21 protein-coding genes are annotated in these 26,415 nt (G+C 44.8%); 7 read left to right on the top strand and 14 right to left on the bottom strand.

The window, feature by feature from the left end; all coding sequences use genetic code 11:
• Positions 1–100: 100 nt before the first annotated feature.
• Genes M1L62_RS04435 through M1L62_RS04445 form a run of 3 tightly spaced genes read left to right on the top strand, consistent with a single transcriptional unit; the run spans position 101 to position 3,955 of the window.
• Complete coding sequence (locus M1L62_RS04435; RefSeq protein ID WP_305882357.1) at positions 101–1,966, top strand: rhamnogalacturonan lyase; 1,866 nt, start codon at positions 101–103, stop codon at positions 1,964–1,966.
• 33 nt (positions 1,967–1,999) lie between these two features.
• The gene (locus tag M1L62_RS04440; RefSeq protein ID WP_254411798.1) at positions 2,000–2,776 is read left to right on the top strand and encodes a rhamnogalacturonan acetylesterase; all 777 of its coding nucleotides are present in this window, start codon (positions 2,000–2,002) and stop codon (positions 2,774–2,776) included.
• A gap of 33 nt (positions 2,777–2,809) precedes the next feature.
• Positions 2,810–3,955: a glycoside hydrolase family 88/105 protein gene (locus M1L62_RS04445; protein WP_254411799.1), complete on the top strand. Its 1,146-nt coding sequence runs from the start codon at positions 2,810–2,812 to the stop codon at positions 3,953–3,955.
• A 19-nt stretch (positions 3,956–3,974) separates the two neighbouring features.
• Here the strand turns inward: M1L62_RS04445 and M1L62_RS04450 are convergent, their stop codons facing one another.
• The 13 genes from M1L62_RS04450 to M1L62_RS04510 form a co-directional block, all read right to left on the bottom strand.
• The gene (locus M1L62_RS04450) at positions 3,975–5,069 is read right to left on the bottom strand and encodes a GntR family transcriptional regulator (protein ID WP_374760286.1); all 1,095 of its coding nucleotides are present in this window, start codon (positions 5,067–5,069) and stop codon (positions 3,975–3,977) included.
• Between the two features lie 258 nt (positions 5,070–5,327).
• Positions 5,328–6,077 (bottom strand): hypothetical protein, encoded by a 750-nt coding sequence (locus M1L62_RS04455; RefSeq protein ID WP_254411800.1) that lies wholly within the window; start codon positions 6,075–6,077, stop codon positions 5,328–5,330.
• A 95-nt stretch (positions 6,078–6,172) separates the two neighbouring features.
• Positions 6,173–7,276, bottom strand: coding sequence for a sialidase family protein (locus M1L62_RS04460; RefSeq protein ID WP_254411801.1), 1,104 nt, complete (start codon positions 7,274–7,276; stop codon positions 6,173–6,175).
• Positions 7,277–7,339: 63 nt separating this feature from the next.
• The gene (locus M1L62_RS04465) at positions 7,340–8,347 is read right to left on the bottom strand and encodes an NAD(P)H-dependent glycerol-3-phosphate dehydrogenase (protein WP_254411802.1); all 1,008 of its coding nucleotides are present in this window, start codon (positions 8,345–8,347) and stop codon (positions 7,340–7,342) included.
• A 130-nt stretch (positions 8,348–8,477) separates the two neighbouring features.
• A complete protein-coding gene (locus M1L62_RS04470; RefSeq protein ID WP_254411803.1) occupies positions 8,478–9,662 on the bottom strand; it encodes a PQQ-dependent sugar dehydrogenase in 1,185 nt (394 codons plus the stop codon).
• 309 nt (positions 9,663–9,971) lie between these two features.
• Positions 9,972–11,333 carry an alkaline phosphatase family protein gene (locus tag M1L62_RS04475; RefSeq protein WP_254411804.1) on the bottom strand — a complete coding sequence of 454 codons (1,362 nt, stop codon included), beginning with the start codon at positions 11,331–11,333 and terminating at the stop codon, positions 9,972–9,974.
• 375 nt (positions 11,334–11,708) lie between these two features.
• On the bottom strand, positions 11,709–12,911 hold the full coding sequence (gene eboE / locus M1L62_RS04480; RefSeq protein WP_254411805.1) for a metabolite traffic protein EboE: 1,203 nt from the start codon (positions 12,909–12,911) through the stop codon (positions 11,709–11,711).
• A gap of 55 nt (positions 12,912–12,966) precedes the next feature.
• Positions 12,967–14,142 carry a 3-dehydroquinate synthase gene (locus M1L62_RS04485; RefSeq protein ID WP_254411806.1) on the bottom strand — a complete coding sequence of 392 codons (1,176 nt, stop codon included), beginning with the start codon at positions 14,140–14,142 and terminating at the stop codon, positions 12,967–12,969.
• Between the two features lie 27 nt (positions 14,143–14,169).
• On the bottom strand, positions 14,170–15,039 hold the full coding sequence (gene eboC / locus M1L62_RS04490; RefSeq protein ID WP_254411807.1) for a UbiA-like protein EboC: 870 nt from the start codon (positions 15,037–15,039) through the stop codon (positions 14,170–14,172).
• Between the two features lie 2 nt (positions 15,040–15,041).
• Positions 15,042–16,073 (bottom strand): TatD family hydrolase, encoded by a 1,032-nt coding sequence (locus tag M1L62_RS04495; RefSeq protein ID WP_254411808.1) that lies wholly within the window; start codon positions 16,071–16,073, stop codon positions 15,042–15,044.
• Positions 16,051–16,935 (bottom strand): EboA domain-containing protein, encoded by an 885-nt coding sequence (locus M1L62_RS04500; protein ID WP_254411809.1) that lies wholly within the window; start codon positions 16,933–16,935, stop codon positions 16,051–16,053. The genes M1L62_RS04495 and M1L62_RS04500 overlap by 23 nt, the downstream gene beginning before the upstream one ends.
• A 205-nt stretch (positions 16,936–17,140) precedes the next feature.
• Complete coding sequence (locus tag M1L62_RS04505; RefSeq protein WP_254411810.1) at positions 17,141–17,770, bottom strand: MgtC/SapB family protein; 630 nt, start codon at positions 17,768–17,770, stop codon at positions 17,141–17,143.
• An 84-nt stretch (positions 17,771–17,854) separates the two neighbouring features.
• A complete protein-coding gene (locus M1L62_RS04510) occupies positions 17,855–19,144 on the bottom strand; it encodes an aminopeptidase P family protein (RefSeq protein ID WP_254411811.1) in 1,290 nt (429 codons plus the stop codon).
• A 176-nt stretch (positions 19,145–19,320) separates the two neighbouring features.
• Here M1L62_RS04510 and M1L62_RS04515 point away from each other — a divergent pair, with 176 nt between their 5' ends.
• Complete coding sequence (locus tag M1L62_RS04515; protein WP_254411812.1) at positions 19,321–20,847, top strand: S8 family serine peptidase; 1,527 nt, start codon at positions 19,321–19,323, stop codon at positions 20,845–20,847.
• A gap of 67 nt (positions 20,848–20,914) precedes the next feature.
• Here M1L62_RS04515 and M1L62_RS04520 read toward each other — a convergent pair whose 3' ends face one another.
• Positions 20,915–22,552: a Na+/H+ antiporter gene (locus tag M1L62_RS04520; protein WP_254411813.1), complete on the bottom strand. Its 1,638-nt coding sequence runs from the start codon at positions 22,550–22,552 to the stop codon at positions 20,915–20,917.
• Positions 22,553–22,826: 274 nt separating this feature from the next.
• Between M1L62_RS04520 and M1L62_RS04525 the strand changes: the two genes are divergently transcribed.
• The 3 genes from M1L62_RS04525 (at position 22,827) to M1L62_RS04535 (ending at position 26,343) form a co-directional block, all read left to right on the top strand.
• Positions 22,827–24,095, top strand: a complete 1,269-nt coding sequence (locus M1L62_RS04525) for a Gfo/Idh/MocA family protein (protein WP_374760295.1) — start codon at positions 22,827–22,829, stop codon at positions 24,093–24,095.
• A 6-nt stretch (positions 24,096–24,101) separates the two neighbouring features.
• Positions 24,102–25,046 carry a sugar phosphate isomerase/epimerase family protein gene (locus M1L62_RS04530; protein WP_254411815.1) on the top strand — a complete coding sequence of 315 codons (945 nt, stop codon included), beginning with the start codon at positions 24,102–24,104 and terminating at the stop codon, positions 25,044–25,046.
• Between the two features lie 181 nt (positions 25,047–25,227).
• A complete protein-coding gene (locus M1L62_RS04535; protein ID WP_254411816.1) occupies positions 25,228–26,343 on the top strand; it encodes a hypothetical protein in 1,116 nt (371 codons plus the stop codon).
• The last annotated feature ends 72 nt before the right edge of the window (positions 26,344–26,415 follow it).

The raw sequence follows: 26,415 nt of genomic DNA on the forward strand, positions 1-26,415 counted from the left end.
CTTACATTTTCAACCACTACTTCAAATACAGGTAAGAACAGGAAGGTTCCGCAAAACGGCTAAGTAATTTTACGCCCTGACCAGGCGCGTCCTATTATTTATGAAAAAAGTACAGATTCATTTCGGCATTTTCTTTCTGCTCATAACCAGTATTTCCTTTGGTCAACGGCAAATGGAAAAACTCAACCGAGGCCTGGTGGCGGTTAAAACCGACTCGAACAGCGTTTACATTGGCTGGCGTTTATTTGGTACAGACCGGGCGGATATTGCCTTTAACCTCTACCGGGGAAATAAAAAAGTGAATCAATCTCCGATCATTCACACAACCAATTTCGTAGATCATAACCCGTCCGGTGAACCTTATATTTTAAAAACGCTGACGCATGGCAAAGAGCAAAAAGAGTCGGAAATGGTTTCGACTACCAGTCAATCGTATCTAAAAATCGCTTTGAATATCCCTCAGGGAGGCAAAACGCCGGATGGTAAAGATTATACCTATAACGCCAACGACGCCAGCGCAGGCGATCTGGATGGCGACGGGGAATATGAAATCATCCTCAAATGGGACCCCAGCAATGCCAAGGACAATTCACAGCGTGGTTATACAGGAAACGTTTTTCTGGATGCGTACAAAATATCCGGCAAACATCTGTGGCGGATTGATTTGGGCAAAAATATAAGAGCAGGAGCTCACTACACGCAGTTTATGGTGTATGATTTTGACGGAGACGGCAGAGCCGAAATCGCCTGTAAAACAGCCGATGGCACAAAAGACGGAACCGGAAAAATCATAGGCAACGTCGATTCAGACTATCGAAACCGGGAAGGATATATTCTTTCTAGTTCGGAATATCTGACAATCTTTGAGGGAATCAGTGGAAAGGCACTTGCAACCGAGGCGTTTTACCCGCAACGTCATCCTGCAAAAGGAGATAATCCGACCCTGGATGAAATGAAGGAGGCCTGGGGTGATAACTATGGAAACCGGATCGATCGGTACGTTTCAGCAGTCGCTTATCTTGACGGCAAAAGACCGAGCCTGATTATGGGTCGGGGGTATTATACACGGCTGGTCAGGGTTGCCTGGGACTGGCGGGATGGAAAACTCACCCATCGATGGAGTTTCGACAGCAACGAAGCAGGTAACAACACGTATGCAGGTCAGGGAAACCATAATATGAGCATCGGTGATGTGGACGGCGACGGAAAAGACGAAGTTATCAACGGTGCCAGTGTGATCGATGATGACGGGAAAGGCCTGTATGCAAGCGGACTCGGACATGGAGATGCGCAGCACATGTCGGATACAGATCCGGACCATCCTGGCCTGGAAATCTGGCAGAGTTATGAGGAGCCAAAAAAATATGGAAAATACGGTCTGGAACTGCGTGATGCAAGAACAGGAAAAACGTTATGGGGCGTTGACGGCCAAAATAAAGACGTTGGACGCTGCATGGCGTCGGATATAGACCCTAGACATAAGGGGTATGAATACTGGGGAGCAGTGGGCGGATTATATAACAGCAAGGGAGAAGAAATAGCTGCCGCAAAACCTTCGTCTACGAATTTTGCCATCTGGTGGGATGCGGATTTGACGAGAGAATTACTGGACGGAAACCACATCGACAAATGGGACTACACAACCAATACGACTAAAAACCTGTTTACAGCAACGGGCTGTATGAGTAACAACGGCACAAAATCCACCCCGGCATTAAGTGCGGATATCCTGGGCGACTGGCGGGAAGAAGTCATCTGGCGAACAACCGATAATACGGAGTTAAGGATTTTCACGACTACAATTCCTTCGAAAAACCGGATGCCGACGCTTATGCATGACCCACAATACCGGTTAGCGATCGCCTGGCAAAATTCAGCGTACAACCAGCCTCCGCACCCTGGGTTTTATCTGGGCGAAGGAATGAAAAAACCTGATAGCGCGAAAACGAACCGCACAAAGAAATAATTTCATTACCCATTACACTGAATTTCTATAACGATGATAAAAGTAAAATTCCTGGTTGTCCTGGTTGTGCTTATCTCACTGGCGGCGATCAAACCTTCAAAACCGACCGTGTATCTTATTGGCGATTCTACCGTAAAAAATGGCTCGGGAAAGGGCGCAGATAATCTCTGGGGTTGGGGAACGGTATTACCTGAGTTATTTGACACCGTGAGAATTTCAATTCAAAACCATGCCATCGGCGGCCGGAGCAGCAGAACCTTTCTGACAGAAGGCCGGTGGGAAAAGGTGCTGGCGAACCTGAAAGCCGGTGATTACGTGATCATGCAGTTTGGTCATAACGACGGCGGGCCCGTCAACGATACCCTTCGTGCAAGAGGCTCGATCAAAGGACTGGGCACTGAAACCGAGGAAATTGATAACCTGATCACCAAGAAACACGAGATTGTCCATACCTATGGCTGGTACATGCGGAAGTACATCAACGAAACCAAAGCCAAAGGTGCGATTCCGATTGTCTGCTCGCCTGTCCCGCGCAATATTTTTAAGGATGGTAAAATTGAAATTCCTGAAACGGGATATACCAAATGGGCCGAGCAAACTGCCGCAGCAAGCGGTGCTTATTTTATAGATCTGTTCGGAATTGTGGCCCGCAATTATGACGCAATGGGCCAGGATAAAGTGAAAGCCGATTTTTTTACAGAAAAAGATCATACACATACCACTAAAGCGGGTGCCGAAGTGAATGCAAAATCGGTTACCGACGGGATTCGTCTTTTGAAAAAATGTGATCTGAAAAATTATCTTCTTTAATCGTCTCTCAACCTCATAAACGATTCTTTTTTCATGGAAAGACGTGAAGTTTTAAGCCTACTGCTCGCAGGGAGCGTATTAACAAAAGTTTGGGCAAATGACTCAAATGGCCGGATACAAAAAATTGACAAGAAAGAACTTCTTAAAAAACTTCGTCTTGCCAATGACTACTTTGTAAAAAAATGGCCGGATACCGGCAAGTCAATCATTACCAATCGGGAACGCCCGAGCAACATATGGACCCGCGGTGTCTATTATGAAGGACTCATGGCGCTTCATGCCATTGATCCGCAGCAGCATTATTACGACTACGCCGTTTCCTGGGGAAATAATCATAAGTGGGGTTTACGAAACGGAATACAAACACGGAACGCCGATGACCAGTGCTGCGGACAGACTTATATCGATCTTTATCTGATTGATAAAAAAGAAGAACGGATTAAAGATATTAAAGCTTCCATCGATTTGATGGTGGCTTCCGATAAGGTGAGCGACTGGACGTGGATTGACGCCTTGCAGATGGCTATGCCTGTCTTTGCTCATCTGGGCGTTATCTATCAGGATGACCGCTATTTTGAAAAAATGTATCAGCTATACACCCACTCGAAAACGAAAGAAGGCGGCACTGGACTTTACAACCCGGAAGAAAAGCTTTGGTGGCGTGACAAGGATTTTCTGCCACCATACAAAACGCCTGCCGGGAAAAACTGCTATTGGGCAAGAGGAAATGGCTGGATTGTCGCTGCGTTGGTACGCGTCCTGAGTATTATGCCAAAGAATGCCCCACATCGTGCCGAGTACGAAAAAATGCTGTTTGATATGCTTTCGGCTTTGTTACCGCTACAACGCGAAGATGGTTACTGGAACGTCAGTCTGACTGACCCCACTGATTTTGGCGGCAAAGAATTAACCGGGACTGCGCTGTTTATTTACGGTATGGCGTGGGCCATTAACACAGGTCTGGTTAAGGGTAAAACGTACAACACCTCCATTACCAAAGCCTGGAACGCTTTACAATCTGAATGCGTGCATCAGGATGGTTTTCTGGGATATGTGCAGGGGACGGGAAAAGAGCCCAAAGACGGCCAGCCGGTAACCTATACCAGCAAGCCTGATTTTGAAGATTATGGTCTGGGTTGCTTCCTGTTGGCAGGAACCGAAATTTATAAAATGAAATAACCTCGATTCCGCCGGGCCACTATAAAGATCCCCGGCGGATCATGTAAAATGGATTTTTAACTTTTATCTGTTGTTTGTTCAAAATCAGTGTCGCGGCTGTACGGCCCATGGTTTCGAAATCGGTAGTTATGACCGTTATACCCAATAACTCTTTCAGCGTCGTTTCATTGAAAGAAATTACACCAATTTCTCTTCCCATCACGTAGGCGGATTGGCGGGATTTTTTCACCAGCTCAGCCAGATCATTTTCCTCAACAACGATGTATGCTGTTCCCGGCCGGATTATCTGATCATTAATACTTTCAATGACATCAAACTGCTTGTCGTAATTGATGCAATAATTGCGGAAACCCCGTACAATTTCTCTCGGATAATTGCCGTCAAAAGGAAAAATCAGCACAAGTTTTTTATACTTATTCAGCAAGTCATTGGCGTCTTCGAGAGAGCCAAAAATATCCTTGTCAAAATTCTGATGAATGCTTAATGTAGGTTGGATCAATTCTGGAATATCGCGGTCGAGTAACACCAGCTGCGACGAGGGGATACTTTTGATTGTCGCCATGTAATCCTCCTCTTCGGTCAGATTAAAATGGGGCATAATCACGTAATGATTATATTTCCCCAGATTTTTCTCAATGATTTCCTTGAAACGTTTCACACTGTAATGATGAATTTCAAGGTCTACGACCGCATGCTCGCCCAACGCTTTGATAAACGAGTAATAAATGATCTTTTTATAGGAGCTCAATTTGTTGAAAACCAGCAGAATTTTATCCTTTTTGTCACTACCTGACTGCACATAATACCCTTTTCCCTGCACAGAAGTAATGAAACCAAGATTTCTCAATTCGCGATAAGCTTTTTCAACGGTATCCCTTGCCAGCAGATAATCCACGCTCAATTCACTGATGGATGGAAGCTGAGTGCCCTTTTTCAAAACGCCTCTTTCAATATCGGTCCGGATCGACTGCACAATTTGCTTGTACTTCGGCATTTTATCTTCCGGGTCAAACTGCATCTGAAATGAGCCTTCCTTTTCATGAAAATACACATCCTTAAAAACAAAGTTTTTAGTGCCAAGGTTGGCGCGGGCGGTCGAATATCCGGTCATCATTTCCAACTATTTAATTGAACATTTTTAATAAAACATCCTCTTCACATCAGCGGGTAAATGTGAATTAGCAATGTATATTAGCCAATAAATAATCTGGAAAATACAATCTGCCCGACTATTTTAATGCAATCGTTATCGGGAACGTTGCCAAAATGTATTCGATTTAAGATAATATTGTATAAAACACCGATAATATCCTGGAAAAGAAAAAATTAAGCGTCATACAGACACATTGTGTTATTAGATTATAACAGTAAATCAGTGCTTCGGGGAAGTGTTAAAGGTAAATCGGATACCAAGATTGAGGTTTACAACTTCGCGGGGAATGTTGGTATCAAGAATACTGACCGTCGGTGTCACACTCACAAATCCTTTGATAGCCTTCGAGCCTGCACTAAACCGGAAAGAAGGCTCCCAGTAGAACATTAAAGAGCGGTTGACAATATCGTGCACGGTTCGGAAATCATAATTATTAGGCGTCGAAATACTGCCCAGATAATAATCAACGCCTGAAAACCGGGAGCCTATACTGAGCTCGACACCTCTTCTGGGATGCGTAAAGGTCAGAGAAGGCTGAACAAAGTATTTGTCCATATTTAACCTGGCCCGTGCTTCATCACTATATGTAATCCTATATTCCCCTTTTCCGGCACCTCCGTAGATCTCGAAACACCAATTCTCATTATCCTCTAACTTGGTAAAATACCCCAGCGCTCCCTCAGCATACCAACTCTGCGTCTTTTCACGGTCCTCATCATACCTCCGATATGTGTAACGGCTGTTCGTTACTGCGCCATTAGCCATGATCCCGATATGTGACCCGAGTGCATAAGCCGTCTGTAAATCAGCGCCTCTCATCACCCATCCGCCACCAAAACCGGCATCCACACGCATGTCATTCCGCTCCCGAAGGTTGGGAACATTGCTTTTGTTCGGTGCATAATAATAGGGCGAGCAACCATACATGAGCACGCTCAAACACAGTATTATCCTTGTAAAATTTTTCATGGCTGATGTTATATTAGTGTCAGATATGGTTATCCGACATATCTAATATAAACAATTTTTCAAGGTATAATACAAGACGACAGAAAATTACCGGGTTATTTTTTGCTCTTGCTTAATGCAACAATTTCATCTTTTGTACCAAGCCAGAAAGCGATTTTTTGTCTGTTCCAGGTGTAAGTCACCGCAACAGAATCTCCCCAGCTGATAATGGCAGGATATGAAAACTCATCGTCCTTTTTGCCGGTCTGAATATCCAGTTTATCCGGCCAGGTTTTTCCATCGTCAAATGACAACCCGATGGAGAGTGGTGAGCGAGAACCCCAGTTTTTAGCATCAGGATTGTAGGCTAACGCAAGCGTTCCGTCATGAAGTCTGGTCAGGTCGATACCGCTGTTCGGGTTGGGAAGGGATGTAGTGTAAATCGGTGTCCAGGTTTTTCCGTAATCCTCAGAATCGCTACGGCCGATGATACCACTCGTTGTCCTAACCAACATATGCACCTTGCCTGGCTCCGTTTCCCACAGCGTGGGCTGGATGGCACCTTTTCCTTTGATCTGATTTGTATCAATTTTGAAATAAGACGATGCTTTCCAGGTTTTTCCTTTATCCTCGCTCCTGTCCACAAAAACCTCCCAGCGCTTTACCTCATTGGAAGCACCGGCAAGCCAGGTTCCATTGGAAAGCTCAATCAGTTTATTTTTCACCGGACCTCTCCCACCTTTGTCGCCCTTCACCAATTCGTAAGCTTCCGACCAGGTACTCCCGCCGTCTGTTGATTTTTTAACCCAGGTTTCCCATTGCGCTATTTCCTTCCCAACCTTGAAATAAAGATATACCACGCCATCCGGGGCAAGTTGCAGTACAGGGTTCCAGTGGGCATCTTCTCTGATCTTGGCTACCTCTTTCGGCTCACTCCACTGTCCGGGTTTTCCCTTTGATAACCAAATACCGACATCTGGATTTTTTTCCTCTGTCCCGCCAAACCACGCAACCAGAAACTGACCGTCTTTCAGGCGGACTAACGTTGAGGCATGACACTGCGCAAAAGCACGTTTATCCCCAAAAACAAACTGGGTGACGGGCTTGGCACTGTCCGCATCTGATAACTTATCCGATTCCGTTTTTTTTGCATTGCAGGCCAGTAAAACCACGAAGGCAAAGGCGAAAAGTAAACGTCTGTATAAATGGGTACGCGTCATGGGCAAGAGAAATTTGAATGGTTCCGAATGTAACAAGTACCCGTTTTAACCGCAAAAGGGCTATTATTTCAAAACCTTTTTCAATTCTTCGATCACAAACGACGGAGAAGCCTCTTCGTACAAGATCTGGTACACTGCCGAAGTGATCGGTAATTCTACGTGCAGGGTTTTGTTCAGCTCGTAAATACTTTTGGTGGCATAATAACCCTCCGCGATCATCTTCATTTCAAGCTGGGCAGCTTTTACGCTATATCCTCGCCCGATCATGTTGCCAAAGAGCCGGTTACGGCTAAATTGCGAATAGGCCGTTACCAGTAAATCGCCGAGGTACGCAGAGGTACTTAATTCCCTTTCACGCGGGTCAAGCGCAGTCACAAACTGACGGATTTCCTGCATGGCATTTGACACCATCACAGCCTGAAAATTATCCCCATTTCCCAGACCATGCGTGATGCCGCAGGCAAGCGCGATGATATTTTTCATCACCGCCGCATATTCAACGCCGTACAAATCGGCCAGCGGATGGGCTGTTACAAAACGACAGGTCATTAATTTGGAAAAATCTTCGGCACAGACCGCATCCGTGGAAGCGATCGTCAGATAGGATTGTTTTTCCAGTGCAACTTCTTCCGCATGACAAGGACCGGCGATAACCGCCATATCTTTTAAAGGCACTTTAAATTTTTCAGAAACCCAATCCGTAACGAGGATATTTTCTTCGGGAATCATACCTTTTATAGCCGATACAACCCGTTTTCCTTTCAGATGTAATTCAGTAAGATCACGCAACGATTCCTGTACAAAAGCGGCCGGAACGGCCAGGATGACAAAATCGGCGCCCTTCACAGCCTCCCTGGTTTTCTCAAAAACCTTCACCTTTTTGGGAGACAGATAAACGTCGCTCAGATAACTTGGGTTATGATGGAATTTACGGATATGCGCAATATCATGGGCATTGCGCAACCACCAGCGAATCTGAATATTGGGTTGTTCACACAAAATTTTAATCAGTGCCGTCGCCCAGCTTCCACCTCCGATAACTGCTATTTTAGTATTATTTAAAAAACTCATACGATGCGTAGAATACAATGAAACCCCATTCTGCCGACTGAGGAATGTTTAAAAGAAATCCGCTCTGGATATTTGTCAAAGCAAAATCATCCCCAAAAGTAAGGTTTCTTCCAACTCGGTGCTAATCCTGTTACAACGCCAGCTTCATAATCTTTCCGGACGTGTAATCGGCAAAATAAACTTCCCCGTTCGGATCCTGCCCGAACGTTGAAATCCGCGCACTGCTTTTTATTAACAACGTATTGCTTTTTACCTGATTACCATCCAGTTCCAGCGCCCAGACACGACCACTGGCGTAATCTCCGTAAATATATTTTCCGGTCAGGTTCTTGATCTCTGCCCCTCTGTAAACATAACCGCCCGTTATTGAAACATCGCCGGAGGAACGGCCATAATCCAAAACCGGTTCAATCAGGCCCGTAACATCACAATTGGAAGACGGACTGTAACAATCTTTTCCCTCCTTAATTTTCCACCCATAATTTCCCCCTTTTACAATCAGGTTTATTTCCTCTTTTGCACTTTGTCCGACATCAGCCGCAAAAAACCGGTCCGATCCGGTATCAAAGCTCATTCGCCACGGATTTCTGAGGCCGTAAGCATAAATTTCTTCCAGAAAACCTTCTCTGTTCCCTACAAACGGGTTATCAGCGGGAATGCCATAATTACCTTTTTGCGCTGAGTTCACATCAACCCGCAATATTTTGCCAAGATAGGTCTTTTTGTTTTGGCCATTTCCCTGCGGATCTCCTCCACTACCGCCGTCGCCGACAGCAATGTATAAATAACCGTCTTTCCCAAACTGCAACGCACCTCCGTTGTGGTTTGAATACGGCTGATTATAGGTAAGTAAAATGGTTTCACTGGATGCATCGGCTGTGTTCGCTCCGGGGGTTGTCGTTTTGTAACGTGCAATTACTGTTTGCAGCGGACTTCCTTTGGTGTAATTGACATAGAAGTATCCATTATTTTTGAAATCGGGATGAAAAGTCAGGCCTAACAAGCCCGTCTCTCCACCCGAACTTACTTTGCTTTTGATATCAAGGAACGTGGAGCTGCCGGGAGCTGTACTTTTATTGTCAAATACTTTGATCACGCCGGCTTGTTCAACAACAAAAAACCTGTTTGAAGCATCTCCGGAATGCTGGATATCCACCGGCGAACTGAACGTTAAGAAAGGAAAGGCTTCCACTGCCTTAACCGTCCCATCGGTCCCGGTGACAACTTCTTCTTTTTCTTTATCCGATGATGAGCAGCCCATGGCCATGCCAATAAACGCCAGCGAAAACAGGAGTGGTATGTGTATGTTTCTCATATAGTTACTTTTTTACTATTCAACGTCATGAGCGTCAATTTGTTTCGACTCAACTTTCTAAAACATGCGCTCAGTGTATTAAAGTATTACAAAAAATAGGCCAGTCTTAATCTAGTGGCAATAAATGTGGGTGAAGTCGGGCGGAGCGCCTCTTGGAAAGAAAGGATCGGTAAAAGCTAACACCGATTTGCAATCGGTGTTTCATGGTCTAGCGTTTATAACGCATATTAAAATAATCCGCGTTACAAACGCTAAACCATATGCGCACTGATTGCAAATCAGGGCGAGTGTAAAAGTCTTAAAAAAGCATTAATTCAGGTGGTTCCAGATCACATCGTAAACGTCGACAGCTTCTATTTCCTTTGTCACAGCTTCGTCAGTAACAAGAATCGGGAAATACTCGCGGGGGACATTCACACTGCCGTGTGAGCCTTTTACCAGTGTAGCATCCAATGGAATAACATCCATGAGGTATCGGAAGCCCAGCAATTTACGTCCAAGTTTATAACCTGCCCGCAGTTTGATGAACGGATTTTTCGGATCCATGAACATCTCCACAGGATCGTAACCAGGTTTTTTGAAAATTTCTACGAGATGTGCGAAATCAGGTGCTTTTGCATCATCGAGCCAGTAATAATAGGTAAACCAGCTATCGGGTTTAGCAACCACAACGATATCTCCGGAACGATCGTGATCCAGGTGATATGCTTTTTGTTGTTCCTTATCCAGAACAAGATCAATACCCGGCGTCGCCTTCAGAACCTTCACAACCTGCTCTTTCACCGTCGGATCATTCAGGTAGACATGCGCAATCTGGTGATCGGAAGCTGCAAAAGCTTTGGAAGCACCGGCATCCAGCAGCTCGTACCAACGTTCTGTCCGGACTGAAATCAAACCTTCTTTCCGCAGGATACGGTTGATATCAACCGGGTTGCTGACCGGGTTAATGCCGTATTCCGACAACAAAATAATTTTGGCATTTTTTGCCTCGTAAAACGTAACCAGGTCTTCTACCACCTTATCAATCTCTCCTAATTCCTTGCTGATTTTAGAAAAGTCAGGCCCGAACTTTTGAAGACAATAATCCAGATGCGGCAGATAGATAAGAGTTAACGTAGGGTTATGTTTGTCGTCCACGTACATGGATGCATCTGCGATCCAGCGGGTGGATTTAATATTTGCATTGGGTCCCCAGAAATTGAAGAGCGGAAACTGTCCTAATTTTTCCTGAAGCTCATCCCGCAAATCGGGCGGATAAGCGTAACAATCGGGCGCTTTTACGCCGTCTGCGTGATACTGCGGCCTTGGCGTTACCGAGAAATCGGCGGTGGAGTACATGTTGTACCACCAGAACATCTTGGAACAGGTAAATGTCGGATCTGCCTTTTTTGCTGCGTCCCAGATTTTATCAGCCTGAACCAGTTTATTTGATTGCTTCCAGAATTTGATCTCTGAATCATCTTTATCATACCAACCATTGCCAACAATACCGTGGTCTGCCGGCCATTTTCCGGTTACATACGTACTTTGAGAAGTAGTAGTTACGGCTGGAAGCACCGGTTTTATGGCTTTAAGATGACGTTTTGCAACATATTGTTTCAAAAAAGGGGTGTGCTCTCCGATTAAATTAGCACTAAGCCCGACGATATCTATGACAATAGTTTTCTTCATTTCTTTTACCTTAATATTATTCCGGAAGATGGCACAGTAATAAATTCCCCAGCCGTCACAGGAGGCTCCTAAAGGAGCCGGTCATTAGATGTATTACAATTATTTTCTACAAACAGGGCGCTCCTAAAGGAGCGAAAACCAGGAATTAAGCTTTCATGATTGCTACAAACAGGCTGGTCCTAAAGGAGCGGAAACCAGCATTAAGGTTCCTCATGATTTCTATAGACACGGCGCTCCAAAAGGAGTGAAAACCAGCATTAAGGCTCGTCATGACTGCTACAAACATGGTGGTTCTAAAAGAGCGGGAAACAATAGTTAAAGCCCCGCACAATCCCGAATGACAGGCAAAAAACTCTCAATGCCTACCCTTAACAATTAACCATTAATAATCCCCTTCACCCACTCCATTTCACGCACGATCGATTCTCCGATTGGCTTTTGCATATCTTCCGGTAAAACGCCCCAGGTATAAGTTTCCACTTCCAGACATGGTGCAAAAGGTTTTTCTTTATGAATTGCCAACGTTTTCACGATTGCGTCCCTGGTAGAATCCAGTGCGCCATAAGTATCGATAAAAAGCGGAACGTGGAAGTGGACACGCCATTCCTCCTGTTCACCTTCCTGATAATCGGCTAGCGCTTCGGGAAGGTCCGGATAATATTTTTTGCCGTCGTCAGCCGTTTGCGCTACAACCTGATGCAGATAAACCGGTTCGTCAAACGCTTTGATAGCCTCGTATTTTACCTGAGGATCTTTTGAAAAATCTACTTTTAAAGCCGAGCTCACCTGAATACGCCCTACCTTAATCCCAACCTCATTGATCCGTTTCAGAATATCTTCCGGTTCTTCAAAAGCCACAGCTGCGTGACAAATGTCGTAACAAAGACGGATGTAATGCAAAACCGTTTCTTTACTCTGTTCCTCGGTATAGCCGTATTTTTCCTTTAAATAGGTAATGCCTGCTGGTAAAAGATCGTCACGATACCAGTTTACAAAGTCTACTGTATTGTCCAAAATCCCATCCGGTTCCGGCTCAATGTGCAGGTGCATCACCTTACCCGATTCCTTTTCGATGGTAATCAGATGGTCAATAACGACAAGGATATGTTGGGTTGCAATATCAATTGTATTGCGTTTTGCCTCCTCGGTTTTCCACCAGAGGCGATAGGACAAAGGTGGCGTCGAAACCCCGCCTTCGGTATCTTCCGGCAGAATCTGCGATAAAATCGAAAAAAGACGTTTGGTATATTCGACACGGTCCGTCGTTGTCCAGTCAGGCGTATGGACGTCGTCTTTCACCCGTGTGGCATGAAAACCACCATAAGGAAAGCCGTTGATCACCGTCACGTACACATTCTGTCCGGCAAGCCAGTTTTTAAATTCGGCAAGACGATCGGGTTTGCTTAACTCAATCGACGCCTCGTTGGCAATCCTCAGCCCCAGCGCAAACGGTTCTCCCGGCGCCAGCTGTTGCCTTATGTAGGGAATATTTTCCTGTAAAGTCTTAAAGTGGTCATCCCATTTTTCTCCGGGATGGATATTGCTGCAATAGGTTAAGTGACCGTAAGGGGTTATCATGATGCAGGGAAAATCTGGTTTAGGAATTTATTAAATACTATTTCATCCAAACATTTTAACCTTCGGTCAAAACCTTTCTTTCTGAAATATATTTTTCAAGAACGTCCACCGATTCAGCGATGATATCGGCATCCATTTCATGCACTTCCACCCCTTTTCCGATTTTCTCCAAAAGCATAATGGTCAAACGACCGCCCAAATGTTCACGAAATTCCTGCAATCCATTACGTAAGTTAATCTTATCGTTTTCAGCCAGTTTGGTATGATATAGTTCAAAACCAAGCTTAACCAGAACGTTATAAATTCTTTCCAGATCCGCATCCGAAAGCATTCCGATCTTGTTTGCATAAACACAATCGAGCGCGATACCGATCGCAACCGCTTCTCCATGGCGCACTTCAAAATCCGTAAGATATTCAAGTTTGTGCGCTGCCCAGTGGCCAAAATCCAATGGACGGGAAGAACCAAATTCAAAAGGATCACCACTTCCGATATGCTCGGTATGCATTTCTGCACAACGGTGAATCAGGTATGACATCGTCACTTCATCACGCTGCGCAAGTGCCAGAACGTTTTCCTCAATCCATTCAAAGAATGACTTATCCTTAATCAGAGCCACTTTAATAGCTTCTGAAATCCCTGAACGCCAGTCTCGGTCATCCAGTGTTTTCAGATACGTCAGATCATTAAACACGGCCACAGGCGGTGCAAAAGTGCCCAGGAAATTTTTCTTGCCATGGAAATTGATGCCATTTTTGACACCCACACCAGAGTCGTTCTGAGACAAAACTGTCGTGGGGATGCGGATCAGTTTAATACCTCGGTGTGAAACCGCGGCTGCATAACCAACCAGATCCAGAACCGCTCCTCCACCAATACCAATTACAAAAGAATGACGGTCGATGCCGTAAGTATCCACTGCCTGAGCCAGTTTTTCAAACAAAGCCGGATCATTTTTTGAAGCTTCCCCACCGGGCACAACGATAATATCCTGCGCAAGCTGAATATGTTTTATCCGCGCGGCGAAATAACCCTTAATGGTATCGACCAGATCAGGGTGATGGGCAAGAAATCCTCCGTCCACCACAATCAATACTTTACGCTGGAAACCCTGTTCTGCATAAGTATTGAAAAAATCACTCAGCTGCTGATTGGTTGTGTCAAAAAGGTTATTAGTAAAAAAAATAGAATAGTTGTATTCTACCTGAAAGCGTTGTTGTATCGTTTGCATCTTGAAAAACAATAATGTCTTTATATTTTATGTTACCGCGAAAACGCGGGCTAAAAGTATTGATAATGGCAACAAAGCCAGAACTGCCAGCGCAATCGGCCACAGTCCGAAAGCCACACACCAGGAAGCATTCATCACAATTAATGAAAGAACGCCAGCCTTTACCGCCTTGCCGATCAAAGGCCCTATTGGATTTTGAATCGCATTGTACAAAGGCCTGCCAATAAGCCAGGCATGTAGAAGAACGAATGGAAGGGCAAAAAGAATATTTCCCTGTGACCGGGCAATGGTAAGCTGTGCGGCTAAAACCACCAGATATAAAAAAACTGCGATGTATAAGGTGCGTCTTTTTCCTCCATGCACCTCATCCTGGCTGATCAGGGTGATCGCAGCGATGTAGGCAATGGGTAAAAGCGCCACAAAACTCCATTGCTGAAACGATTCAGGCAAAACACTCATACCCAGCAACAAATTACCACCGCGGCACATGCCCATCGTTAACGGACCAAAAAAAACGTGATGTTTCGCAAACCGGTTATAAAGCACCGTTAATGCCGCAATCACAACCGCAATCATTCCGCTTTGGAAACTGAAAAGTGCGGCCGCCAGAACACCGGCAAACAACAGGGTCATACCCAGCATCGTCGCTGATTGCAAAGATACTTTTCCGCTTGGGATCGGACGCTCCGGTCTTTCGACGGCATCCAGTTTGGCATCAAAAACATCATTCATCACCACACCGCCGCCATATAACCCCAGGGTAGAAATGACGAGCAAAGCCGGATTAAAGTCTGAAAACGTAAACTGTGCTATGGCCATACCGGCTAAAATGTCGGCAATGGCCGTTACCAGATTGGCTGGCCGTGTTAATTGCAAATAGGGTTTTATTGTACTCACTGTTATTGGATTACCAGGGAATCTTTGGCAACGTCCGGTTGCTGTCCTCCGCGTAAGATTGAATTACCATGAAATTTTTCCGTTTTTTCAACAGAAAGCCCGCCTTCAAAATCGGAAACATCAATTTGTCCGCTTTTTCCAAATGCGTCGATCGCATTCTGATACGTTACCAAACGGATCGTTTCGTCGGCAATACCCCGCATTTTCATCAATGCAGCAGTTTTTGGAAGTGCAAGCGGATCTGAAATCCCCCAGTCCGCAGCCGAATTAACCATGATACGCTCCGGACCATACTGCTCAACAACTTTTACCATACGTTCATTACCCATTTTTGTAAACGGATAAATGGTGAAAGCTGCATAAAAGCCCTGATCCAACACGCTCTTTACAGTTTCTTCATTGTTGTGGTCAACGATAACCCAGGAAGGATCCAGGCCATGTTCCAGTGCAATAGCCATGCTGCGCTCGGTTCCACGTTTTTTGTCCCGGTGGGGCGTATGAATCTGCACGGGAAGTTTTGCTTCCTTGGCCAGTTCCAGCTGTAAACGATAATATTTTTCCTCCGCGGCCGTCTGGTCATCAAAACCGATCTCGCCGATCCCTACCACACCTTCCTTGTAAATATACAATGGCAAAATCTCCATCACCTGCTCAGCAAGCGGCTCATTATTGGCTTCACGGGAATTTAAGCCCATCGTGCAATAATGTTTGATGCCAAACTGAGAAGAACGGAAACGCTCCCACCCTACCAGACTACTGTAATAATCTTTAAAACTGGAAAGACCCGTACGTGGCTGTCCTACCCAGAACGAAGGTTCGATCAGCGCCACAATACCCGCCTGACGCATAGCCTGGTAATCATCTGTTGTACGTGAAACCATATGGATATGCGGATCAAAAAACCGCATTCCTTTAATCAGTTCATTGTATTCACTCCATGCCATGTCAATATGTGCAGGAGAATTTGCCAGCCCGTCGCCCGCTTCAAAATGTGATGGATTAGGCGCGCTACTATCTTTGCAATGTTGGCACATAAGTATTTAAGTCAGTAAATTCAAGATTGGACCAGGTCAGGGCCCCTTCCGTAATCGATTTTTCAAATTCAGGATAACCTGATAACAATGCCTTTGCAGGCTCATATTCTGAATCAAAACACACCAGAGCCGCAGCTTCATGATTGTAAAAATGCGGTGTATGGAACAAATGCGCCACGTCAGATAAAAGCGTGTCGTTCAAATATTTACTCACCAACCGCCATACATTGGGCGCTACGGACCGACCGGCAGCCCAGCGTTCATGTGCAAAATCAGAAAGGACAAGTGCCAGATTTTCGTTCTGCCTTTCCTCTAATCCGGTAATGAAATGGACAGGCTTGTCATTGAAAATCGTTTTCAGCACAAGTTGGTTCCAGGCCAGCTCGCTGAAATATTTGGCAGGATAAGGGTTATGCAGCGCAATGGCATCAAAAACAAAACCCATGTTGGAGCGAACCGCATCCGTGGCCCTGAACAGCCACTGCTCCGGAAAATCCAGAACAGGCAGTGCAGAATAAAGTGCCACCAGTTCGTTCATCTCCGCCGTATCAAAAAGTGTTTCTATATTCTTGACAAAGGCCTCTTTATCCGAAGCGTCCAGCTTGGTCAGCAGCCACACCCGGGCCAGCCGCACCAGACTCCATCCATTGATCGAAAAACCGGGTACAATCTCATGAAGTGAATGCTCCTGTGCTGATTCAATATTGACTATTTTCTTGGGTAAAAATCTGGGAGAGGCCACAAAGGCAGTCATCAACTCAATGGGCGACCCGTTTCCTTTCTGCGTCAGCCAATCCGTCTCTGTTTCGGATATGTTCTGGCTGATAACCTCCCAGAGCGTTGTATTTATTAAGTGGGACATAATGATTCAAAAAATGAATTCAATTTAACACAAAATCTTGTCCTAAATTGTTTAAGAAAATTGGGTTATGGTGTCGTGTTTTTTAAACACTAATTTTTCAACACTGGTTTACTGGTAACGTATTTATTTATAGTTCTGTCTCACGTTCTACTTTAATTTCTAAAATTCTAAGCAAAAAATAATTTTAAAAAGTGCCTGACAGTTACTAAAAATCAAACTCTACAATATTCTGGTCATTCAAAAGGTAATCTGTCAGCTGCTCGTGCGTATGTAATGACCCCTGTAAAATCCAGTTTCCTGTGATGTGACTTCCCGAGCGGTTTTGTTCGGCACCCAGAATGACCAGGCCGTATTGCTTAAAAAGATCTTCATAATCCTTCAAAGTTCTTTTCTGGTATACACACATCAAACGGTAAGTCCGGATCTGATTTTTACCCCTTATCCATTTCTGAATGGGCGAAAGAACCACAAGCGCCATACCCGAAATCAGGAACGAATACAGGGCTATTGTATAATACCCGGCGCCGATCGACATTCCCAATGCAGCAGTCACCCAGACAATCGCGGCGGTCGTAATCCCGACCACACGGTTATTCTCCCGAAAAATAATCCCGGCACCAATAAAACCGATCCCCGTCACAATATTCGCCGCGATCCGGCCTGCATCACCACTGATCCGAATGGATACCAGCGTAAAAAGCGTAGAACCGACGGCAATCAAAATCATGGTCCTCAATCCCGCCGACTTGCTCCGGTATTCTCTTTCGGCACCAATAACGGCACCCAGAATGAATGAGAAGAGTAGCTTATAAAGGTCGTCGGTATAAAAATCCATGGTACTGTTCAAACGGTTATTCCAATGAAAAGCCGGAAGAATGTAAAATCTCCCGGCTTTAACATCATTCAAATTTACGCATTCTTACGAATTCATCAATTCTTCAATTTCCTCGGCCTCGATTGGTATATGTCCCATCAGGTCAATATTGCCATCTGCGGTGATGAGAATGTTATTTTCCAGCCTTATCCCCAAACCTTCTTCACGAATATAAATTCCCGGCTCGCAGGTAAATACCATACCCGGCTCAAAACGGCGATACTTATTGCCAACGTCGTGGATATCAAGCCCGAGGAAATGAGAATTTCCATGTGGAAAATACTTCTTGTAAGCCGGCCATTCAGGATCCTGTTTTTCGATATCATGCCTGGTGATTAACCCCAGTCCCAACAGCTCACTCTCCATAATCTTGCCTACTTCGACGTGATATTCATCCCAAAGACCACCCGTCACGAGCATACTTCTGGATGCCTTAAAAACCCTTAGCACAGCGTCATAAACATCCCTTTGTCTCTTTGTAAAACGACCGTTCACGGGAATACTTCTGGAAAGGTCTGAACCGTAATTGGCATATTCCGCCGCAACATCCAGAAGGATCACGTCGCCATCTTTACATGGCTTGTCATTCTGGATATAGTGCAATACACACGCATTAGCACCTGACGCAATAATCGGCTGGTATGCAAATCCCTTAGAGCGGTTTCTTACAAATTCATGCAATAATTCAGCTTCGATCTCAAATTCCTGCACACCTGGTTTTACAAATTTCAGTAACCGCTCAAAACCAAGTTTTGTTATATCACAGGCCTTTTGCATCAAGGCTATTTCCTGAGGCTGTTTCACCGCACGAAGCTGGTGCATCAACGGTGCCAGTCTGGCAAGTTGGTGCAACGGGTATTTTTCTTTGAAATCTGTAATAAAACGGACGTCACGGGTAACCACCGGCGAGTCGTTTCTGGTGTGCTCATTCGTGTTGAGATATACATTTTCAGCCTCAAAAACGATATTCCTGAAAACGGTTTCGTACTGATGTGTCCAGAAAACCGTCTGAATCCCTGATACCTCACGGGCTTGCTCCTTCGACAACTTTTCACCCTCCCAAACCGCAATCAGCTCATTGGTTTCGCGCACAAATAATACCTCTCTTAACTTCTCGTCCGGGTGCTGCGGCGAGATTAATAATATCGTTTCTTCCTGATCAACGCCCGTCAGATAAAAAAGATCCGTATTTTGACGAAAACCCATTGAACCGTCCGCATTCGTTGGCATAATATCGTTGGAATTCAAAATCGCCAACGATTTGAGTTTCAGCAAACCGGCAAGCCGGCGGCGGTTTTCAACAAACAGGTTTTTATCTATGGACGAGTAACGCATAAAGTCTAAGTTTTGTAACTGGTAATTAAATTTGTAAAATTACGTTTTACTTCTTTAATATTATACTTTAATAAGGGAAGTTCTACGTTAGAAAGTCCTGAAAGTAGAGGATTTTCAGAACACAAAATTATTAAGTAATTTCATAAGCAGGATTCCTAACAAATTTTAAATATTCAATGAAGAGATTCTTTTTACTGGCGTTTTTATCTATCCCCGCATTGCTTTCTGCGCAGCCCAAATACTGGATATATTTGAAAGATAAAAATTTATCCAATGCCCCCGCAGTTTCACAGACAACGCTGGAAAACCGTCAGAAATTTGGCAATCCTTCCTCGGATGATACCGATCTGCCCGTTCGCGAAGATTATCAGAAGCAGCTAAAAGAAAGTTCGGTAAACATCGTAAACCGTTCCAAATGGCTTAATGCGGTATCTGCGGTACTTACTTATGACCAGGCAGAAAAAGTTCGTCAGCTGAATTTTGTCAAGGAAGTGATTCCGATGACCTCCGGTTTTTTCATTGCTCAGACGAAACCAACCGAAAAAGCACAGATGGCTCAGGTGATGTCGCAGGTTCAGGCCAACGCATTCCAGAAAGCCGGTATTAACGGGAAAGATGTTACGATCGGCGTTATTGACGCAGGTTTTTACGGAGCAGATTCTTCCCTTGCCCTTCAGCATATTTTTGCCAACAAAAGGATTTTAGGCATTCATGATTACGTAAAACCGGGTAGACCAGGCAACATGCTTTTCAGCACGGCTGAGTCATTTTCGGATATGCATGGCACAGAAGTTTTGTCAGCCATTTCAGGCATTGACAATCAGGATCAGATGCAGTATGGTCTGGCATTGAACTCCAAATTTTACCTGGCACGTACCGATTACTCCCTGCGCGAATGGCGTGGAGAGGAAGACAACTGGATTGCGGCGATGGAGTGGATGGACAGCCTTGGCGTTCGCCTGATCAATACCTCACTGGGTTATGCCAAAGGTTTTTCTGACCCGAAAGAAAACTATAAACCATCTCAAATGGATGGAAAAACCAGCGCCATTACCCGTGCGGCGCAAATCGCCTCGGACAGAAAAGGAATCATGATCGTGGTTTCTGCCGGTAACGAAGGCGAAGACAAGAGCTGGGGAATTATTTCGGCTCCGGCTGATGCCCAGGGTGTGCTTTCTATCGGCGCCACCAACGCAAAACTATGGAACAGAATTGGTTACAGTAGCGTAGGCCCCGAATTTTTATCCTATGTAAAACCTAATGTTTCCTGTTTCTCTTTATATGGAACATCGCTTTCCGCACCTGTAATCACCGGTTTCGCGGCTTGTCTGATGCAGGCAAATCCGAAACTTACCAACAAGGAACTGATTGAACTGATCGAAAAATCCGCGCATTTATATCCTTATGGAAATAATTATGTGGGTTATGGTGTGCCATTGGCATCCCGCGCGCTGGCACTCGCCAAAGCTCCGTACCTGCCGAATTATTCCAAGCTGATCACAGCCAAGGGACGCAACTGCGAGGTGGATGTGACGACAGATGAAAACCTTGTGGCCATTTACAGAAAGAAAAACAATAAAGACGTATTGTCACAGCAAACAGCAAAAGTGCAGAACGGAAAAATATCGTTAAGAAGACAAAACGGAGAACATTTCACAACGATTGATCTGAAAGACTACGCGGTGGAAGTTCAGTGGAATTAATTATAACCTGAGTCTGATATCAATAAAAAGAGCCTTCAAAATGTCGATTTTGAAGGCTCTTTTTATGTCAGGGTGAATCACGCAAACGTGCTTCTTCCAGATCCAGCTCCCTTTCTCTGGCCCGTAATATTTCATCGGAATAAATGCGTTCCCGTCGTAATTTTTGAAGCTCTTCGCGTTTGATGTAAACAATTTCAACCAGCATACTCCGGTACTTCGGAAGAAAATCAGCTGTTGAGTTTTTTGTTTCTTTCTCCAAAAGTTTCCCGTTAGCATTCTCAATCATACGCTCATAGCGGTCCCGGAGGCGGCTGAAGGCGTCAATCACCTCTACCTCGTCGCTGTACATCGACTGCATATGATCCAGACTCGCCGTGGCCAAACGAAGACGGACAGCTACTTCCTGCTCTTCCGTATCCCCCCCTTCATCATTAATTTTCAGCCATTTGATCAAAAAAGGCAAACTTAAACCCTGTAAAACCAATGTAAAAAGTATGACAACAAACGTGATAAAAAGAATCATATTCCGCTGTGGAAATGCCGTTGTTGCATCGGTCAGGGTTAATGGCACTGCCAAACCCGAAGCCAAAGAAACCACACCCCGCATTCCGCTCCAAGCCACAATAAAAACAGGCTGCCAGCTGACGCGGGGCTCACTTTCACGGATGCGTTTACTTAAAATACGTGGCAGATAAGTACTTGGGAAAACCCAGAAAATACGGATCAGAATGGTTACGATACTGATCACCACGGCATAGGTAATGGCCGAACCAATGGAGTTCTGACCAAGGCCGCTTATGATTTCAGGAAGTTGCAGACCAATCAGAATAAACACGATACCATTCAGCAAAAACACGACCGTCTCCCAAACATAACGCGACTGCATCCGGGAATTATAAGTAAGGATTTCATGTGAACGATAGCTGAGAAATAACCCACCGCTGACCGTTGCCAGTACACCCGAATAGTGAAAATGTTCAGCCCCGATGTACATTAAATAAGGACTGATAAAGGTTAGCGCGGTGTCAATACTTGACGTGGTTGGAAAAAACCTGTGGACCAGATACAACACATGCGCAATGGCCAGTCCGATAATGATACCCATGATCGATACCACAAAAAAATCAACGCCTGCTTTCCAGAAAACAAATTGACCTGTTAACAAAGTCGCCAGTGCAACCCGGAAAACAATCAGTGAAGAAGCGTCATTCACCAAACTTTCCCCTTCCAGAATCGTGACCACACGTTTTGGAATTTTAAGCCCCTGCAAAACCGAAGTTGCCGCCACAGCATCCGGCGGAGAAATAATTCCTCCTAAAACAAAACCCATGGCCAGGGTAAAATCGGGGATCATGGCACTTGACAGATATGCCACAGCGGTGGCCGTCATGACCACCAATCCGATCGCCAGCAGTCCGATCGGACGTTTAAGTTCCCAGAAATCTTTCCAGGACGTATTCCAGGCGGCGAAATACAAAAGCGGAGGAAGAAACAGCAGAAAAACCCAGTCGGGTTCGAGGCTGATATGCGGAATGCCAGGAATAAAACTGATCAGCAAACCGGCGATAACCAAAAAGATCGGATAAGATATCCGCAATTTCTCGCTCAACATCGTCAGCATCGAAACGACGAAGAGAAGCGATATAACAATTAGTAAATTATCCTGGATATTATCCTGAGCCATAAGCCAAATGGATGATTTCATTAGCGTTTTTAGGTATTAAAAAATAAAAGGAGCATGTAATATTACAGAATTTAAACCTTTTGAAAAGCATTCCGGCTGCCACAAAATTTCTGGAGTCTTCATACTTTCGGACGATTTTTGAAGTTAATTAGCAAAACAATTGACAGATTTATTTAACTTTAAACCTTTGCATAGAATTGTAAAAGCAGCAGCAATGCTTTAAGATTTTATGTAAATTTATTATCAAACCTAATCCCTTATAAAAATGAATGCTTCTCGTAGAGATGTTTTAAAAATGGCAGGTGTAGCACTAGCAGGTAGCGCTTTGCCGGCAATCACAATTCTTAACCCAAACCGTGCCTATGCAGGTGTCAACAGCGACACCCTGAAAATTGGTTTGATCGGTTGCGGAGGACGTGGATCGGGAGCTGCCAATCAGGCGCTTAAAGCAGATCCAAATGTTGTCCTTCACGCAATGGGTGATATCTTCAAAGATAAAATGGACTCTTCACTTGAAAACCTGACGAAAGTACATGGTGCAAAAGTGAAGGTTGACGACGGCCATAAATTTGTTGGTTTTGATGCGTTCAAAAAAGTGCTTGACTCAGGTGTTGATGTTGTAATTCTTGCAACGCCTCCGCATTTCCGTCCTGAACATTTGACAGCGGCTATCAACGCAGGCAAACACGTGTTCTGTGAAAAACCGGTTGCGGTTGATGCACCGGGGGTACGCAAAGTGTTGGATGCTGCTAAACTGGCAAAACAGAAAAACCTTTCATTGATGTCCGGTTTCTGCTGGAGATATCATGAGCCAAAACGTGCGAGTTTTGGAAAAATCCTTGACGGAGCCGTTGGTGATATTTCTGCGATCTATAATACGTACGATACCGGTACATTGTGGTCTTTCCCACGTGTTCAGGGCTGGACAGACGCGCAATACGTTTTGCGTAACTGGACTTACTATACATGGCTTGCCGGTGACCACATTGTGGAACAGGCTGTACACAGTATCGATATGATGTCATGGGCTATGGGTGGAAAATTACCAATCTCGGCAGTTGGAACCGGCGGACGTCAGGTAAGAACTGAAGAGCTTTTCGGTAATATCTTCGACCACTTCGCTGTGACTTATGAATACGAAAACGGCGCAAAAGGTTTCCACCATTCAAGACAGCAGGCCAACTGTGAAAACAGCTACCTGGTTGAAACGATTGGTACCAAAGGAAGAGCGATGGTAAACTGTGCACGTAACGTTCACGAAATTTACGGTCAGAACCCATGGAAATATGAAGGAAAACAAAATGACATGTATCAGACTGAGCATGACGAATTGTTTGCTTCGATACGTAAAGGCACTCCATTAAATGATGGCGAATTCATGGCGCATAGTACGCTTTTGGCTATCATGGGTAGAATGGCCGCTTACACAGGAAAACGAGTTACCTGGGAAGATGCAATGAACTCGACCGAAAAACTGGGGCCTCAAAGTTCAGCTGATTTCAGCTTTGATATGAAACGTCCGATCGTTGAAGTGGCAAGACCTGGTATCACGTCATTCTCATAATCCGGTATGCAAAGAAGAGATTTTCTTAAAAATACCGCGTTTGCAACAGCGGCCACGACAGGTGTGGCTATGGGTATCGGTTCTGTGACAGACGTGATCGCATCACCTGTACAAAACTTGCCCGGAAATATTGTTGCGCCTCTTGCCAGACCCATGATCAAGAAAAGTTTGAAATGGGGCATGGTAAAAGAAGATTTGTCTATCATGGACAAATTCAAAATGCTGAAAGATATCGGTTATGACGGCGTTGAGCTGGATTCACCTGATAAACTGGATATGAAAGAAGTGCTGGCCGCCCGCGACAAAACGGGGCTGGAACTTCCGGGTACAGTTAACTCGATGCACTGGAAACTGCCATTGTCTGATCCGGATCCTAAGAAACGGGAGGAATGTGTAAAGTCCATTGAAAAAGCACTTTGGGATACCAAACAATATGGCGGAACAACAGTTTTGGTTGTACCTGGCGTAGTCAATGCACAGGTTTCCTATGCAGAAGCTTACGAGCGGTCACGCGCCGAGCTGAAAAAGTTGCTTCCGGTCGCTGAAAAAACGGGTGTAAAAATTGCACTGGAAAACGTTTGGAATCAATTTCTGATCAGTCCGCTGGAAGCTGCCAAATATGTTGACGATTTCAAGCATCCGATGATCGGCTGGTATTTTGATGTTGGCAATGTACTTCGTTATGGCTGGCCTGTATCCTGGATTGAAGCGCTTGATAAACGCATCCTGAAAATTGACCTGAAAGAATTCAGCTTTAAGAAGCAGAACGACCTGGGTCTTTGGAAAGGATTTGACGTCGAGTTTTTTGATGGCGATTGCAATTGGCCGGAGGTAAACAAAGCTTTGCAAAAAGTCGGTTATTCCGGCTGGGCATCTGCCGAGGTTTCCGGTGGTGACCGCAAAAGATTACAGACGATCAAAGATTTTATGGATAAGATTTTTGCAGCATAATAAAATCAGTAAAATGATATTGAGCAACCGCGGGATTTATCCGGCGGTTGCTTTTTTTATTGATTAGTTGTGAAAAAACTGCTATGAGAATCGGATAAATCAGCAGCAGATTTTAAAGAAATAAAACCCAAACCTCGAATTTATTTCATTACTTGTAACAAATAAATCTATCAATAATTATATGAAAAGACACTTTTACTTACTCGGCGTTTCGTTATGTTCTCTTCTTTTTTCTTACAAAACTCAGGCTCAGGGTTGTGTGGCCATCCGCAGCACGGGAAATGCCTGCATGCTTGCCCATCCGGATAGCACCGACCACAACAAATGGGTATTTGCAACCAATGCGCGTTACTTCAAATCGTTTCGCCATTATTCGGGAACCGAAGAAAATAAAGACCGTCTTAAACAACATACCGAGGTGATCAACCACACGGTTTCGCTTGATTTCAACTTAACACGAATTCTGAACGACCGCTGGTCTCTGATGATCGACCTGCCTGTGATTTCCAATGCGCGTTCTTCGTTGTATGAACACGGTTTGATCAATGGTGTTAACAAATTTAACGAACGCCACAGCATGCATTCGTTTGGTATCGGCGACATGCGGATCGCTGCCTATCGCTGGTTGCTTGATCCTAAAAAAAGCACCCGCGGAAATATTCAGGTTGGTCTTGGAATTAAATTGCCGACCGGAGATTACGACTACCAGGATTATTGGTATAATGTCGGCGCAAATGGCGCCAAGGAACTTCGTACCGTTGACCAGTCCATCCAATTGGGCGACGGCGGCACCGGATTTACTTTTGAAGCAAACACATATTACAACATTTCCCATAATTTTGGCGTGTATGCAAACCTGTATTACCTCAGCAATCCGAGAGAGCAAAATGGCGTTCGCACCTATCGCGAGACTTTGACACCTCGCCTTGCCAACGAAGCCATCATGAGTGTTCCTGATCAATACATGGTTCGTGGCGGATTTAGTTATGCACTGAACAACGTCGCTCACGGTTTGTCAGTAGCAGCCGGTGCACGCCTGGAAGGCGTTCCTGTTCATGATATCGTTGGCGGCAGTGGTGATTTTCGTCGTCCGGGTTATGTATGGAGCGTTGAGCCAAGCATCAACTATTCCACTAATAAATACAGCATTTTTGTAAGTGTCCCGGTGGCCTTTGTTCGTAACAGAACACAGAGTATAACAGATAAAGAAAATACCGTCAAAACCGGTACATATACGCGTGGAGATGCAGCATTTGCGGATTATTCTGTCAATGCAGGTATCGCTTTCAAATTTTAACATCGTTCTGAATGGGCAGCGATTTACGTTGCCCATTCTTTTTCTCTCCTCAAAAACAACCATAAGACACGT

The sequence above is a fragment of the Dyadobacter diqingensis genome, from assembly GCF_024220585.1.
Classification (GTDB): Bacteria; Bacteroidota; Bacteroidia; order Cytophagales; family Spirosomataceae; genus Dyadobacter; species Dyadobacter diqingensis.

Excerpts from the sequence above, each read along its gene's own strand:
- M1L62_RS04435 (WP_305882357.1), top strand. The coding sequence starts at position 101 with ATGAAAAAAGTACAGATTCATTTCGGCATTTTCTTTCTGCTCATAACC.
- M1L62_RS04440 (WP_254411798.1), top strand. The coding sequence starts at position 2,000 with ATGATAAAAGTAAAATTCCTGGTTGTCCTGGTTGTGCTTATCTCACTG.
- M1L62_RS04445 (WP_254411799.1), top strand. The coding sequence starts at position 2,810 with ATGGAAAGACGTGAAGTTTTAAGCCTACTGCTCGCAGGGAGCGTATTA.
- M1L62_RS04450 (WP_374760286.1), bottom strand. The coding sequence starts at position 5,069 with ATGATGACCGGATATTCGACCGCCCGCGCCAACCTTGGCACTAAAAAC.
- M1L62_RS04455 (WP_254411800.1), bottom strand. The coding sequence starts at position 6,077 with ATGAAAAATTTTACAAGGATAATACTGTGTTTGAGCGTGCTCATGTAT.
- M1L62_RS04460 (WP_254411801.1), bottom strand. The coding sequence starts at position 7,276 with ATGACGCGTACCCATTTATACAGACGTTTACTTTTCGCCTTTGCCTTC.
- M1L62_RS04465 (WP_254411802.1), bottom strand. The coding sequence starts at position 8,347 with ATGAGTTTTTTAAATAATACTAAAATAGCAGTTATCGGAGGTGGAAGC.
- M1L62_RS04470 (WP_254411803.1), bottom strand. The coding sequence starts at position 9,662 with ATGAGAAACATACACATACCACTCCTGTTTTCGCTGGCGTTTATTGGC.
- M1L62_RS04475 (WP_254411804.1), bottom strand. The coding sequence starts at position 11,333 with ATGAAGAAAACTATTGTCATAGATATCGTCGGGCTTAGTGCTAATTTA.
- eboE (WP_254411805.1), bottom strand. The coding sequence starts at position 12,911 with ATGATAACCCCTTACGGTCACTTAACCTATTGCAGCAATATCCATCCC.
- M1L62_RS04485 (WP_254411806.1), bottom strand. The coding sequence starts at position 14,142 with ATGCAAACGATACAACAACGCTTTCAGGTAGAATACAACTATTCTATT.
- M1L62_RS04495 (WP_254411808.1), bottom strand. The coding sequence starts at position 16,073 with ATGTGCCAACATTGCAAAGATAGTAGCGCGCCTAATCCATCACATTTT.
- M1L62_RS04500 (WP_254411809.1), bottom strand. The coding sequence starts at position 16,935 with ATGTCCCACTTAATAAATACAACGCTCTGGGAGGTTATCAGCCAGAAC.
- M1L62_RS04505 (WP_254411810.1), bottom strand. The coding sequence starts at position 17,770 with ATGGATTTTTATACCGACGACCTTTATAAGCTACTCTTCTCATTCATT.
- M1L62_RS04510 (WP_254411811.1), bottom strand. The coding sequence starts at position 19,144 with ATGCGTTACTCGTCCATAGATAAAAACCTGTTTGTTGAAAACCGCCGC.
- M1L62_RS04515 (WP_254411812.1), top strand. The coding sequence starts at position 19,321 with ATGAAGAGATTCTTTTTACTGGCGTTTTTATCTATCCCCGCATTGCTT.
- M1L62_RS04520 (WP_254411813.1), bottom strand. The coding sequence starts at position 22,552 with ATGAAATCATCCATTTGGCTTATGGCTCAGGATAATATCCAGGATAAT.
- M1L62_RS04525 (WP_374760295.1), top strand. The coding sequence starts at position 22,827 with ATGGCAGGTGTAGCACTAGCAGGTAGCGCTTTGCCGGCAATCACAATT.
- M1L62_RS04530 (WP_254411815.1), top strand. The coding sequence starts at position 24,102 with ATGCAAAGAAGAGATTTTCTTAAAAATACCGCGTTTGCAACAGCGGCC.
- M1L62_RS04535 (WP_254411816.1), top strand. The coding sequence starts at position 25,228 with ATGAAAAGACACTTTTACTTACTCGGCGTTTCGTTATGTTCTCTTCTT.